We start from the raw sequence: 12,819 nt of genomic DNA, 5'->3' as shown, positions 1-12,819 counted from the left end.
TCACAGCAGGAAATCGCCCGCGCTCAGGGCGCTTTGCCCCAGAACCGCGATTTCGAAATCGGCCACCTTGTCGCCGGTGACATCGGCCCGGACCAACAGGTTCGCGCCCGCCTTGAGATACCAGACCGAATTGGCGGCAGCCGTCGTGCCCGAGAAATCAAAAGCCTGGTTGCCCGCAATCCGGGTATCGGCATCCAGGGCGCGCAGGTCGATGTCGTCCACGCCCGTGCGCAAGTCCGTGATGCGGTCGCGGCCCGCACCCACCGCGCTGTCGGACAGGGCGTTGAAGATGAACACGTCCCGTGCTGCGTCCAGGCCACCGGCCAGTTGATCGGTGCCCGCACCGCCGTTGATCGTGTCCTGCCAGCCCCCACCGTTCAGGATGTCGTTCCCGGCCCCACCGATCAGCAGGTTGGCCGCGGCATTGCCGGTCAGGCTGTTGTTCAGCGCATTACCCGTCCCGCTGATGGCGGCGTTCCCTGTCAGGATCAGGTTTTCGACCTCCGTCCACAGTTTGAACGAGGCGCTGGCCCGCACAAGATCGATGCCCTGTCCCGCAGCCTCGGCCACCTGGTCGCCGGAATTGTCCACGATATAGATGTCATTGCCCGCCCCGCCGCGCAGCAGGTCGATGCCCGTGCCGCCGTCCAGCCAGTCCGCGCCGTCGCCGCCCGTCAGGGTGTCGTTGCCCGCCCCACCCTCCAGCCGGTTCGCGCCCGCAGTTCCGGTCAGGATGTTGTTCAGGCCATTGCCCATGCCATTGAGATTGCCGGTGCCGAGCAAGGTCAGGTTTTCAAGCTGGTATCCCAGGGTCGTGCTGAACGTGGCGCGGACCGTGTCGGTCCCTTGGCCCATCGCTTCGGCAATCACATCCGCCGCGCTGTCCAGGACATAGACATCATCGCCCGCCCCGCCGCGCAGGGTATCGGTCCCGGCACCGCCGTCCAGCCAGTCGTTGCCGATCCCTCCGTCCAGCAGGTCATTGTCGATCCCGGCCAGCAGGGTGTCGTTGCCGCCGTTCCCGAACAGGCTGTCGGCGCCGATGCCGCCGGCCAAATGGTTCGCGGCCCCGTTCCCGGTCAGGCGATTGGCCAGCAGGTTGCCCGTGCCATTGATCGCGGCGTTGCCGGTGAGCGTGAGGTTCTCGACATTCGCGGCAAGGGTGTGGGTGAAGCCGGCGTTGACGGTATCGGTTCCGCCATTGGCGAGTTCGACCACCGTGTCGCCTGAGGTGAGATGATAGGTATCGTTGCCCGCGCCCCCGGTCAAATTCTCGGCTGCGCTTGTGCCGTAGAGGACGTCATTCCCGGTGCCGCCCGTGGTCAGGTTATTGTCGAGGATCTGGATTTCGATGACCTTGAGGCTGCCGCCGTCTTCGAAGCCGACAGAGCTATAGCCCAAGTCTACGACCAAATACGCCGTTTCCGTGCCTTCCTGTATGCCATCGCGGGTGGCGGATACAGTAAAGGTATCCCTTTCAGAGGTGGGAAAGGTGCTGCTGACATAGAAAGAGCCGCTGCCGGACAGCGCGCCTATGTCGGCGGCACCAGCGGTTCCACCCTGAGTAGTCGTGTAGTAGGTCCAGCTTGCACTATGGCTAGTCAGCCCTAGGAAACTCAAGTTGACAGTAACGTCTTGGCCTTCGCGAAGGGTTATGATGTCCGGGATCGAAAGTGTGGCATAGGTGTCGGGAACATATTCATAGCCCCCGATGATTGTCATTGATGTTTGAAAGCCGAGCGCCCGAAGATCATCGTTCGTATAGGTCCACTCTTGCCCCAGACTGTCTGTGATTTCTATTTTTATAATATCCAAGAGGCCATTAAAATTTACATAAGGAAAAGCAAAGTTGCTGGATGAATTGCCATCTGTCCAATCGTCATTGCCAAAGCCCCAAAGTGAAAAGAACGCATATGGATCAAGTTCTGTGTTAGATGATCCGATGATTGTTGATTGAATAACTTCGCGATCAAGCCAAATAATGAGGCTGTCGACACCAAGGTACGATTGCACACTGGCGCCAACAGTTGAAAACCACCATCCGCTATTCAGGTCAATGACAGTAGGCAGCGTCAGACTGGTCAGCACTGGAGAGAAGGATGTTGACATTCAAAGCACCAATGAAAGAAGACGGTCGGCGGATGCCACAACAGAAAAATGATAGTGAATACAGGTATTCCTACCGCTTACGCGGGTCTGCCTTCCAAGACATGTGCATGTAAGCATTGCCTGAGAGGATCAGGCAACTGCAAAGTGCTCAATCAACTGCTAATGTATCTAAGTGGTTAACGAACCCTGCATAGTGCAGGATCAGTTCCCCCCCAGGATCCCATTCAACGCCCGGCTCAGCGCATCATCCGAACTGGCCGTGCTGCTGTCGCCCCGGGTCTGCGGTGCCGTCACCTGCGTCGGCACGCCTGGCGCGGGATTGGCCGAATTTACCGCACCTGCCAATGCCGCCGCTAGCGGATCGTCGGCCGACCCCGAGGTTACGACCTTCGGCGCGCCGTCGTTCGACAACAGGATCCCGCTGCCGTCGGGCGAAACGGTGGAGAGCGGCAGTTCCGGCAGCCCTTCGTGGATGTCGGTCATCACCGCCTGCCAGATCTCGGCGGGCAACCCGCCGCCGGTCACGCCTTTCAGCGGCGTGTTGTCGTCATAGCCCATCCAGACGCCGACCACATATTGTTCGGAAAAGCCCACGAACCAGGCGTCGCGATAGCTGCTGGTGGTGCCGGTCTTGCCCGCCACGGGGCGCGAACCCATCTTCGCCCGCCCGCCGGTGCCGCTGTCGATGACCTGCTGCATCATGTAGATCAGCTGGCCCGCCGCGCGTTGGCTGATGACGCGCTGGCCCATGCCGCCCGACTGGCCCATCAGCGGCTGGTCGTCGCCCGCGATGCGCAGTTCCACCAGGCCATAAGGCGCGACCGAGGTGCCGCCGTTGCGGATGCCCGCATAGGCGCCGGTCAGTTCCATCAGCGTGGCTTCGGATGCGCCCAGCCCCAGGGACGGGCTGGTCGTCAGGTTGCTGACGATGCCGAAGTCATGGGCGATGCGGCGCACGGTGTCGCGGCCCACGGCCTCTTGCAGGCGGATGGTGGCGGTGTTCAGCGACTGCTTCAGCGCGGTCGTCAGCGTCACGTTGCCGTAATAGCGGCGGGTATAGTTCTGCGGCGACCAGGGCTTGCCGCCGGGGATGCGGATGGTCAGCGGCCCGTCCTCGACGCGGTCGCCGGGACCGTAGCCCGCTTCGAGCGCCGCGGCATAGACGAAGGGCTTGAAGCTGGAGCCGGTCTGGCGCTTGGCCTGGACCGCGCGGTTGAAGGCGCCGTTCACGGTGGTGTCGCGCCCGCCGATGATGGCGCGGACGGCGCCGTCGGCGGACATCACGACCACCGCGGCCTCGGCCTTGCTGCCGTCGCTGACCTTTTCGTCGAAGATGCGCTTCAGCGCCCGTTCCGCCGCCGTCTGGATGCGCGGGTCGAAGGTGGTGCGGATCGTCACGTCCTCGGTCGTCTCGCTGGTGAGAAAACCGGGACCGGACTCCATAACCCAATCAGCGAAGTAGCCGCCTGCGCGCGCCTCGGCCGCCTGCGACAGGCGCGCGGGATTGGCGCGGGCCTGGGCGACCTCCTCCTCGGTCAGATAGCCTTCCTCGCCCATCAGGCCCAGGACGACATTGGCGCGATCCTGGGCGCGTTTCAGGTTCGCAGTCGGCGCGAAATAGCTGGGCGCCTGCAACAGGCCCGCCAGCATCGCGGCCTCGGAAGCGTTCACGTCGGATGCGGGCTTGTTGAAATACCGCTGGCTCGCGGCCTCGAACCCGCGCGCGCCGCCGCCCATGTAGGACCGGTTCATGTAAATGTTGAGGATGTCGTCCTTGGAATACTTGGCTTCCAGGGCGAAGGAATAGGGGACTTCCTTGATCTTGCGCCACAGGCTGGTCACGCGGCAGTCCTGTTCGAACTCGGCCTCGTTCTTCCAGCGGATCGGGTCGAAGGTATCGCCCAGGCACAGCAGTTTCGCGACCTGCTGGGTGATGGTCGAACCGCCATGGCCTTCCAGCGCGCCGCGGCCTTCGGACAGGTTGATCTTGATGGCGCTGGCGATGCCGATCGGATCCACGCCCAGGTGCCAGTTGAAGCGCCGATCCTCGGTCGCCATGACGGCTTCCTTCAGGACCGGGGCGATCTTCTCGCTGGTGACCGCGCCATAGGTTTCGCCGCGCCAGGCGAAGACCTTGCCGTTGGTGTCCAGCATGGTGACGGACCCCCGTGCGCGCGCGTCGAACAGCGCCTCGGGTTCGGGCAGGGTGGCATAGAAATAGGCAGTGGCCCCGCCGACGATCAGGACCATGACCATGGCCAGGCGCCACAGCGACCCCCACAGGATGCGCCAGACCAGACCGACGGTTCCCGCAATGGTGCGCATGACCACATTGCCCCGCCGGACCGGGGCCTTGTGGCGGCGGACCTGGGGTTTCGCCTCGGGCGCGGGGGCGCGCTTGTCGGCAATAGGGCTGCGGCCCGTGCGCTTCGGGGTGCCGGTCGGTCGTTTCATGCGTAGATGCCTGCGTTTCTGCCCAGGCCGTTCACCGGCCAAATTGTGCGGCACCCTACACGAAGAATCGCCAAAGGGGAATTGCCCGCACCAATCCGTGATTTGCGCATGAAAAAGGCCCGGCCGTCACCGGGCCTTTCCTGGCTTGGGTCCGACCTTCAGTTATAGGCGTTTTCGCCATGCGTGGTGATGTCGAGGCCCTGGCGTTCGTCCGTATCCGTTACCCGCAACCCGATCAGCGCCTTGACGATGTGGATGGCGACAAAGGACACCAGGCCCGACCAGACGACCGCGATCACCACCCCCAGGGTCTGCGCATAAACCTGGCCGCCCATCGAGAATTCGGCGACCGTGTTCGCGCCATAGTCGAAGACGCCCGTTCCCCCCAGCGACGGTGCCGCGAAGACGCCCGTCAGGATGGCGCCGACAATGCCGCCGATGCCGTGGATGCCGAACACGTCCAGGCTGTCGTCGATCCCCATGCGCGGCTTCATGCTGATGACGAACCACATGCACAGAAGGCCCGCGATCAGGCCGATGGCGATGGCGCCCATGGGGCCCACGAAGCCCGCCGCCGGGGTGATGCCCACCAGGCCCGCGATGGCGCCCGAAATACCGCCCAGAAGGCTGGGATGGCCGCGGAAGGCCCATTCGCCGAAGGACCATGCCAGCACGCCCGCGGCGGTGGCAACGGCGGTGTTGATCATCGCCAGCGCCGTCAGGCCGTTGGCCTCGAGGTTCGAACCGGCATTGAAGCCGAACCAGCCGATCCACAGCAGGCAGCCGCCGACCAGGGTGAAGGACAGGTTGTGGGGCGCCAGCAGTTCCCGCCGATAGCCCAGGCGGGGACCAGCAACCATTGCGGCGACCAGGCCTGCAACGCCCGCGTTGATGTGGATGACGGTGCCACCCGCGAAGTCCAGCGCGCCATGCCCGAACAGCAGCCCCGAGGGGGCGTCATAGGCGGAAGGCCCGCCCCACCACCAGACCATGTGGGCCATCGGCAGGTACGAGAAGAAGAACCAGATCACCACGAACATCAGGATCGCGCTGAACTTCAGCCGTTCCGCCGTGGCGCCCACGATCAGCGCCGAGGCGATGCAGGCAAAGGCCATCTGGAAGATCACGAAGGACAGTTCCGGGATCACCACGCCGGCGGTAAAGCCCTCGACCACGGAATCGGTGCCGACGCCCGCCAGGAACATCTTGGACAGTCCGCCGATATAGGGGGTGAAGAAGGTCACGTCCTCGGCCGTGCCCGCACCGGTGAAGGCCAGCGAATATCCGAACGCCACCCACAGGATCGCCATCATGCTGAACACGGTCAGCACCTGCATCAGCACCGACAGCATGTTCTTGGCCCTGACAAGCCCGCCATAGAACAGCGCCAGCCCGGGCAGCGTCATCATCATCACCAGGATGGCCGAGATCAGCATCCAGGTCGTGTCGCCCTTGTCGGGCACCGGCGCGGCAGCCTCGACCGCGACCGCGGCGTCCTGCGCGAATGTAGGCGCCGCAAGCAAAAGCGCGGCTGTGGCAATAAAGGGAGCAGCCCTTTTCATCATCGAATCCCCTTCCATGCGGCACCGGACGCCGCCGACGCCCCTTGATTGGGCGGCTTTGCCACGCTTGCACAGGCATCAGGCAAGGCGGCGCGGGGGTCAGACAGGGACTGCCCGGCAATTGGGCGGTCCGGGGGGATCAAGCCTGAAAATCGGGCAGGGTATGGTTTCGCCATGCTCGCCAGCGTTGCAAGACCTGCGGCGAAGCCGCTGATTTGGCGATCAAACCGGCCGCTGGGCCTTATGCGACGCGGCTGACCACGAAATCGGCCAGATCCGAAAGCATGTCGCGGATCGGATGCGGCGGCAGCTTGGCCAGGGCGGCCTTGGCGGTGGCTGACCACAGCAGCGCATCGGTGCGCGCGGCCTCCATCGCGCCGTGATGGGCAAGAAGGGACAGCACCTGTTCCAGGTCGCCGTCCCGCTGGTCGCCCTTCTCGATAGTGCGCGACCAGAAGGCGCGTTCCTCGGGCGTGGCGCGGGCCACGGCCTTGATGACCGGCAGGGTCAGCTTGCGTTCCCGGAAATCGTCGCCCACGTTCTTGCCGATGGTTTCCGTGGCGCCGCCGTAGTCCAGCAGGTCATCGACGATCTGGAACGCGATGCCCAGGGCGTCGCCGTAATCAAACAGCGCCCGCACCTGGTCGGCCGGCGCACCGGCGATGACGCCGCCCACCTCGGTCGCGGCCGAGAACAGGGCGGCGGTCTTGCCCCGCACGACCTTCAGATAGATGTTCTCGTCCGTGCGCAGATCCTGGGCGGCGGTTAGTTGCAGCACCTCGCCTTCGGCGATGGTGGCGGCGGCGTTCGACAGGATTTCCAGCGTGCGCAGGTTGCCGGGTTCGACCATCAACTGGAAGCTGCGCGCGAACAGATAGTCGCCCACCAGGACGCTGGACTTGTTGTCCCACAAAAGGTTTGCGGTCGGACGCCCGCGCCGCTGGCGGCTTTCGTCGACCACGTCGTCATGCAGCAGGGTCGCGGTGTGGATGAATTCGACCGTCGCGGCCAGATGGATGTGGAATGGCCCGCCATAGCCCATGATCTGGGCCGCGGCCAGGGTCAGCATCGGCCGCAGCCGCTTGCCCCCGGCCTCGATCAGATGGGCCGTCACCTCGGGGATGCGGGGGGCGTTCTCGCTGGACATGCGGTCGCGGATCAGGGCGTTCACCGCCTCCATCTCAGGCAGCAGCGCCTCGGACAGCCGATCCAGCGGTTTCTGGACGTTTTCCTGCACACCCATCACCTTATCCTCTTTACCGCGTCGTCCCTTGCCACGCCCTCGACAATTGCGCAACCGCCGCCTAGCGTTCCGGCCATGAAAGAACTGTTCCGCAGCAACGATCCCGTCCGCATGTCCCGCGCTATCGGCCTGCTGGAGGACGAGGGGATCCCGGCCTTTCCGATGGACCAGCACATGAGCGTGCTGGAGGGCTCGCTTGGCATCCTGCCGCAGCGGCTGATGGTGGCGGACCGGGACGAATTCATGGCCCGCGCGATCCTGCGCGATGCCGGCCTGGATGAGTGACCTGACCAGCGACGGCTTTCTGGGCGGCCGGTTGCGGATTGCCCAGCCCCGGCGTGGCTTCCGGTCCGGCGCAGATGCGGTGATGCTGGCGGCGGCCTGTCCGGCGTTGGGGGGGCAATCTGTGCTGGAACTGGGCTGCGGGGCAGGGGTGGCAAGCCTGTGCCTGGGATGGCGGGTGCCGGACCTGCGGCTGGTGGGCCTGGAGGCGCAGGCGGATTATGCCGACCTGGCGCGGCGCAATGCGACCGCGAACAGCATCCTGATGGAGGTCATCACAGGCGATGTGGCCCGGCCGCCTGCCGTCCTCAGGGCGCAGGTCTTCGAGCATGTGATTGCCAACCCGCCCTACTTCCTGGGTGGCACACCGGCACCCGATGGGGGCCGGGCCGTTGCGCGACGCGAGGATACGCCCCTGGCCGCCTGGATCGATGCGGCCCTGCGCCGTCTGACGCCCCGCGGCATAGTGACGCTGATCCAGCGGGCCGACCGGCTGGATGCGATCCTGTCTGCCCTGGCGGATCGCGCCGGGTCCGTGACCATCCTGCCTGTCGCGGGCCGCACAGGGCGCGAGGCAGGGCGCGTGATCGTCCAGGCACAGAAGGGCGCGCGCGGACCGTTGCGGCTGCTGGCCCCGTTCGTCATGCACCGCGAACCGACCCATGCGGGCGATCGCGAAGACCTGACTGACGCTGCGTCAGCCATATTGCGCGAGGGTCTGCCGCTGACGCCCTTGTTTGCAAAAGGCTCGTGACAGAATCGCAGGCCTGTGCTGCAATCGCCCTGTTCGACTCAACCTATACAGGAGGACGCGATGTCGGTTGCTTCCCACGTCGAGGAACTGCGCAAGAAACACCAGGTGCTTTCCGAGGCCGTTGAACGAGAACAAAGAAGCCCTGGATCCAGCGACATGCAGATCAAGGCCATGAAGCGCGAGAAACTTCGTCTCAAGGAAGAGATTTCCCGACTGTCCCACTAACCTGTTGAACGGTTACAGATTTTAAACGGCCCGCGCGATCAGCGCGGGCCGTGTTTCTTCTTCCCGCAGGGTTCAGGCGAAATACTGCCCGCCATTGGCGCTGATCGTCGATCCGGTGATGAAGCCCGCCTCGTCCGAGGCCAGGAAGACTACGGTGCGCGCGATCTCCTCGGGCTCGCCCAGGCGGCCCACCGGGATCTGCGGGATGATGCGTTCGCTCAGCACCTTCTCGTCGATGGCCTTGACCATCTCGGTCGCGATATAGCCGGGGCAGATCGCGTTGACGGTGATGCCCGCGCGTGCGCCTTCCTGGGCAAGCGCCTTGGTGAAGCCCAGGTCGCCCGCCTTGGCCGCCGAGTAATTGGCCTGGCCCGCCTGGCCCTTCTGCCCGTTGATCGAGCTGATGTTGATGATCCGGCCGAACTTGCGGTCGCGCATCCCCGACCAGACCGGATGGGTCATGTTGAACAGACCTGTCAGGTTGGTGTCGATGACCTCTTTCCACTGCTGGGGGGTCATCTTGTGGAACATCGCGTCCCGCGTGATGCCAGCGTTGTTGACCAGAACGGCAATGGGGCCGACCTCGTCCTCGATCCGCTTGATGCCATCGGCACAGGCGTCATAGTCGGCGACCGACCACTTGTAGGTCTTGATCCCGGTTTCTTCCGTGAAGGCCTTCGCGGCGTCGTCATTGCCCGCATAGGTGGCGACGACGGTATAGCCAGCTTCTTGAAGCGCCTTGGAAATCGCCGCGCCGATGCCGCGCGATCCTCCGGTGACAAGTGCAACCTTGGACATTGATCCTCCCCCGTGAAATCGTTCCTGAAATATTGCTACAAGGCAAGAAGATGGCGCGCAACATCATTGCGCGCCATTTCGCCTAGCGTTCGACGCAAAGGGCGACGCCCATGCCGCCGCCGATGCAGAGGGTTGCCAGGCCCTTTTTCGCGTCGCGGCGCTTCATTTCGAACAACAGGGTATTCAGGACGCGGCAGCCCGAGGCCCCGATCGGGTGGCCGATGGCAATGGCGCCGCCGTTCACGTTCACGATCTCGGGGTTCCAGCCCATGTCCTTGTTGACCGCGCAGGCCTGGGCGGCAAAGGCCTCGTTGGCTTCCACCAGGTCCAGATCCTGAACGGACCAGCCCGCCTTTTCCAAGGCCTTGCGGCTGGCGGGAATCGGGCCGGTGCCCATGATGGCCGGATCCAAGCCCGCCGTGGCCCAAGACGCAATGCGCGCCAGCGGCGTCAGGCCGCGGCGGTTCGCCTCGTCCTCGGTCATGACCATCACCGCCGCCGCGCCGTCGTTCAGGCCGGACGCGTTGCCCGCCGTAACCGAGCCGTCCTTGGAAAAGGCAGGGCGCAGCTTCTGCATGGCGTCGATGGTCGCGCCGTGGCGGATGTATTCGTCCTTGTCCACAACCGTGTCGCCCTTGCGGGTCTTCACGGTGAAGGCAACGATCTCGTCATCGAAGCGGCCCGCCTTCTGCGCGGCCTCGGCCTTGTTCTGCGACGCAAGGGCGAATTCGTCCTGCTGGTCGCGGCTGATCTGCCATTTCTGCGCCACGTTTTCCGCCGTGGTGCCCATGTGGTAATTGTTGAAGGCGTCCCACAGCCCGTCGCGGATCATCGTGTCGATGAACTGCATGTCGCCCATCTTCTGACCCGCGCGCAGATAGGCGGCATGGGTGGACATCGACATGCTTTCCTGGCCGCCCGCCAGAACGACCTTGGCATCGCCCAGGATCACATGCTGCGCGGCAAGCGCCACGGCGCGCAGGCCCGAACCGCAGACCTGGTTGATCCCCCAGGCAGCCGATTCCTGCGGCAGGCCCGCCTTGACATGAGCCTGACGGGCGGGGTTCTGGCCCTGGCCTGCGGTCAGAACCTGGCCCAGGATGGTCTCGTCGACCTCGGCCGTGTCGATGCCCGCGCGGGCCACGACCTCGGCCAGGACGGCGGCGCCCAGGTCATGCGCCGGGGTATTGGCGAACGATCCCATAAAGCTGCCGACCGGGGTCCGGGCGGCAGAAACGATAACGGCTTTGGTCACGATAAGCTCCTTCCCTTGAGCCAGATGACTGGCGAATCAGGGACAGGATGCGAGTTCGTGCCGTGGCGTCAAGCAGATCGCCCGAAAGTCGTAGGCAAGCCCTAGCGCAGCACGACCGAAGGCGGGGATTTCCAAGGGGGCGCGATGGTTGGCGCCCCGAAATAATAGCCTTGCAGGCAGTCGATGCCGTTGTCGATCAGGAAGCTGGCATCGTCCGCCGTTTCGACCATCTCGGCCACGGTGAACATGTCGAAATGCTGCGCAATCGACATCAGCGCCCGTGTCAGCACCTGGTTGTCGGGATGACTGGAAATTTCCCGGATGAACTGACCGTCGATCTTGATCATGTCGAAACAGAAGTCGCGCAGATAACGGAACGAAGTGTAACCGGCCCCGAAGTCGTCAAGCGCCAGGCTGATCCCGTATCGCTGCACCTCGCGCATGAAGGATTTCACCTCATCCGGCAGGCCCATGGCCGAGCTTTCGGTGATTTCCAGGATCAGCCGCTCGGCAGCCTGGGGGTCAGCCGCGACGCCTTGGCGCAGGATGTGCATCCAGGCGGGATAGCCGATGGACCGCGCCGACATGTTGATGGACAGCCGAAGGGCCGGCTCCTCTGACAGCGCCTTCAGTCCCAGCGACAGCGACAGGCAGTCGATCTGCCGGCCCAGTTCGGTGGTTTCGGCCACGGGCATGAAGTCGCGCAGCGGAACCATCCGTCCTGAATCGTCGATGATGCGAATCAGGCCTTCATAGAAGGCGGGGCGATTGGTCCGCTGGGCCTGCACGACCGGTTGAAAGGCCAGGACGCCGTTTCCCCGTTCGACGGCGAGCCTGACCGAGGGCAGTGTGAGCCTGCTTTGCTGGTCCATCGCATAGTCCAGCGGAGAGCCTTTTTCAGTCAGCTTTGCGTCGGTCACATCTGGCCCCTTGTGCCGCAATCATTCCGTGTTCCGTTGTGGCAATAATCGCCTAATTTGCGGTAAACGCGCAGGGATTTCTGGATTAAGGGTTAATGCTTCATGACTGACCGTTGCCCCTGGTGCGGGTCTGACCCGCTGTATGTCGTCTATCACGACACTGATTGGGGCGTGCCGGAACGGAATGGGCGCGCACTTTGGGAAAAGCTGGTGCTGGACGGCTTCCAGGCGGGCCTGTCCTGGATCACCATCCTGCGCAAGCGCGACGCCTTCCGCGAGGAATTCGATGGCTTCGACCCTGAACGCGTCGCCCGCTGGGACGCGGCGCGCATTGATCGCGCCCTGAAAAATCCCGGCATCATCCGCCATCGTGGCAAGATCGAATCAGCGGTGAAGGGCGCGCGGCTGTTTCTGGACATCGAATCGCAGCAGGGCTTTTCACCCTTCCTGTGGGGCTTTGTCGGTGGCCAGCCTGTCCAGAACCGCTTTGCCAGCATGGCCGAGGTGCCGACCGCGACAGCCGAATCGACGGCCATGTCGAAGGCTCTCAGGAAGCGCGGCTTCACCTTTTGCGGGCCGGTGATCACCTATGCCTTCATGCAGGCGACGGGCATGGTGAACGACCATCTCACCACCTGCCACCGTCACAGGCCGCTTAGTCAGCTACAAGCTGCCGGATGACGTCCTTGGCGGGTTCGCTGCTCCAGTCGGCCTCGCCCAGCAGGCGGGCGACCTCGCGGCCCTCGCGGTCGATCAGCACCGTGACGGGCAGGCCCACCACGCCCATGGCGCGGGCAAGCTGCTGGCGCGGATCCAGCAGCACGGGCAGGTTCTGAAGCCCGGTTTCCTCATAGAACTTGTCGATGCGGTCGGGGGCGTTGCGGCCGGTGGCCACCGCCACGACCTCGAAATCCTCGCCGCCCATCTCGGCCTGCAGGGCGTCGAGAGAGGGCATCTCCTCTCGGCAGGGGGCGCACCAGGTGGCCCAGAAGTTCAGCAGCACGACCTTGCCCTGGTAATCCGCAAGGTTGTGCGTGCCCCCATCGGGATCGGTGAATTCGACATCGGACACCGGTGCCGGTTCCTCGGCCGGGACCAGTTTCACAAGGCCCGCGTCCTTGGCAGCCTGCCAGTCCACCGCGCCCGCGAAGGCGGCGTTTGCACCGAAAAGCAGTGCCGTATAAAGCAGGGCGGAACGCAGCATGAAGACCTCCGAA

Annotated in this window: 12 protein-coding genes; 4 read left to right on the top strand and 8 right to left on the bottom strand. The window is 64.2% G+C overall.

The features are described from left to right. From RAH32_RS10130 to RAH32_RS10115, 4 genes are all read right to left on the bottom strand, one after another. Nucleotides 1-2,109: a calcium-binding protein gene (locus RAH32_RS10130; RefSeq protein WP_306607660.1), complete on the bottom strand. Its 2,109-nt coding sequence runs from the start codon at nt 2,107-2,109 to the stop codon at nt 1-3. 201 nt (nt 2,110-2,310) lie between these two features. After that, nucleotides 2,311-4,563, bottom strand: coding sequence for a transglycosylase domain-containing protein (locus RAH32_RS10125; RefSeq protein ID WP_306607658.1), 2,253 nt, complete (start codon nt 4,561-4,563; stop codon nt 2,311-2,313). Between the two features lie 158 nt (nt 4,564-4,721). Next, entirely contained in the window at nt 4,722-6,125 is a 1,404-nt protein-coding gene (locus RAH32_RS10120; RefSeq protein ID WP_306607760.1) for an ammonium transporter, read from the bottom strand. Nucleotides 6,126-6,366: 241 nt separating this feature from the next. Continuing rightward, complete coding sequence (locus RAH32_RS10115) at nt 6,367-7,368, bottom strand: polyprenyl synthetase family protein (protein ID WP_306607657.1); 1,002 nt, start codon at nt 7,366-7,368, stop codon at nt 6,367-6,369. Nucleotides 7,369-7,443: 75 nt separating this feature from the next. Here RAH32_RS10115 and RAH32_RS10110 point away from each other — a divergent pair, with 75 nt between their 5' ends. From RAH32_RS10110 to RAH32_RS10100, 3 genes are read left to right on the top strand one after another with little or no spacing between them, the layout of a single operon-like run. Next, nucleotides 7,444-7,653, top strand: coding sequence for a putative signal transducing protein (locus RAH32_RS10110; RefSeq protein WP_103172163.1), 210 nt, complete (start codon nt 7,444-7,446; stop codon nt 7,651-7,653). Continuing rightward, nucleotides 7,646-8,404 carry a tRNA1(Val) (adenine(37)-N6)-methyltransferase gene (locus RAH32_RS10105; protein WP_306607655.1) on the top strand — a complete coding sequence of 253 codons (759 nt, stop codon included), beginning with the start codon at nt 7,646-7,648 and terminating at the stop codon, nt 8,402-8,404. Before RAH32_RS10110 ends, RAH32_RS10105 begins: the two co-directional genes overlap by 8 nt. Before the next feature lie 60 nt (nt 8,405-8,464). Then, nucleotides 8,465-8,629, top strand: coding sequence for a YdcH family protein (locus RAH32_RS10100; RefSeq protein ID WP_306607654.1), 165 nt, complete (start codon nt 8,465-8,467; stop codon nt 8,627-8,629). A 72-nt stretch (nt 8,630-8,701) separates the two neighbouring features. Here the strand turns inward: RAH32_RS10100 and phbB are convergent, their stop codons facing one another. The 3 genes from phbB to RAH32_RS10085 all read right to left on the bottom strand — a co-directional run bounded on the left by phbB (nt 8,702) and on the right by RAH32_RS10085 (nt 11,554). Continuing rightward, a complete protein-coding gene (gene phbB / locus RAH32_RS10095; protein WP_306607651.1) occupies nt 8,702-9,427 on the bottom strand; it encodes an acetoacetyl-CoA reductase in 726 nt (241 codons plus the stop codon). Between the two features lie 82 nt (nt 9,428-9,509). Next, the gene (locus tag RAH32_RS10090) at nt 9,510-10,682 is read right to left on the bottom strand and encodes an acetyl-CoA C-acetyltransferase (protein ID WP_306607649.1); all 1,173 of its coding nucleotides are present in this window, start codon (nt 10,680-10,682) and stop codon (nt 9,510-9,512) included. 101 nt (nt 10,683-10,783) lie between these two features. Then, complete coding sequence (locus RAH32_RS10085) at nt 10,784-11,554, bottom strand: EAL domain-containing protein (RefSeq protein ID WP_306607758.1); 771 nt, start codon at nt 11,552-11,554, stop codon at nt 10,784-10,786. 150 nt (nt 11,555-11,704) lie between these two features. On the opposite strand from RAH32_RS10085, the gene RAH32_RS10080 reads away from it, so the two are divergent. Next, nucleotides 11,705-12,283 carry a DNA-3-methyladenine glycosylase I gene (locus tag RAH32_RS10080; RefSeq protein ID WP_306607647.1) on the top strand — a complete coding sequence of 193 codons (579 nt, stop codon included), beginning with the start codon at nt 11,705-11,707 and terminating at the stop codon, nt 12,281-12,283. On the opposite strand, the gene RAH32_RS10075 is transcribed toward RAH32_RS10080, so the two are convergent. Next, entirely contained in the window at nt 12,258-12,806 is a 549-nt protein-coding gene (locus tag RAH32_RS10075; RefSeq protein WP_306607645.1) for a TlpA disulfide reductase family protein, read from the bottom strand. The genes RAH32_RS10080 and RAH32_RS10075 overlap by 26 nt on opposite strands. Nucleotides 12,807-12,819 lie beyond the last annotated feature (13 nt).

The organism is Paracoccus yibinensis (assembly GCF_030846195.1).
GTDB lineage: Bacteria > Pseudomonadota > Alphaproteobacteria > Rhodobacterales > Rhodobacteraceae > Paracoccus > Paracoccus yibinensis.
Note: the sequence above shows the minus strand (reverse complement) of the source record. Positions and strands in the feature narration are given on the sequence as shown.

Coding starts and splice junctions, on each gene's coding strand:
- RAH32_RS10130 (WP_306607660.1), bottom strand. CDS start 2,109: ATGTCAACATCCTTCTCTCCAGTGCTGACCAGTCTGACGCTGCCTACT.
- RAH32_RS10125 (WP_306607658.1), bottom strand. CDS start 4,563: ATGAAACGACCGACCGGCACCCCGAAGCGCACGGGCCGCAGCCCTATT.
- RAH32_RS10120 (WP_306607760.1), bottom strand. CDS start 6,125: ATGAAAAGGGCTGCTCCCTTTATTGCCACAGCCGCGCTTTTGCTTGCG.
- RAH32_RS10115 (WP_306607657.1), bottom strand. CDS start 7,368: ATGGGTGTGCAGGAAAACGTCCAGAAACCGCTGGATCGGCTGTCCGAG.
- RAH32_RS10110 (WP_103172163.1), top strand. CDS start 7,444: ATGAAAGAACTGTTCCGCAGCAACGATCCCGTCCGCATGTCCCGCGCT.
- RAH32_RS10105 (WP_306607655.1), top strand. CDS start 7,646: ATGAGTGACCTGACCAGCGACGGCTTTCTGGGCGGCCGGTTGCGGATT.
- RAH32_RS10100 (WP_306607654.1), top strand. CDS start 8,465: ATGTCGGTTGCTTCCCACGTCGAGGAACTGCGCAAGAAACACCAGGTG.
- phbB (WP_306607651.1), bottom strand. CDS start 9,427: ATGTCCAAGGTTGCACTTGTCACCGGAGGATCGCGCGGCATCGGCGCG.
- RAH32_RS10085 (WP_306607758.1), bottom strand. CDS start 11,554: ATGGACCAGCAAAGCAGGCTCACACTGCCCTCGGTCAGGCTCGCCGTC.
- RAH32_RS10080 (WP_306607647.1), top strand. CDS start 11,705: ATGACTGACCGTTGCCCCTGGTGCGGGTCTGACCCGCTGTATGTCGTC.
- RAH32_RS10075 (WP_306607645.1), bottom strand. CDS start 12,806: ATGCTGCGTTCCGCCCTGCTTTATACGGCACTGCTTTTCGGTGCAAAC.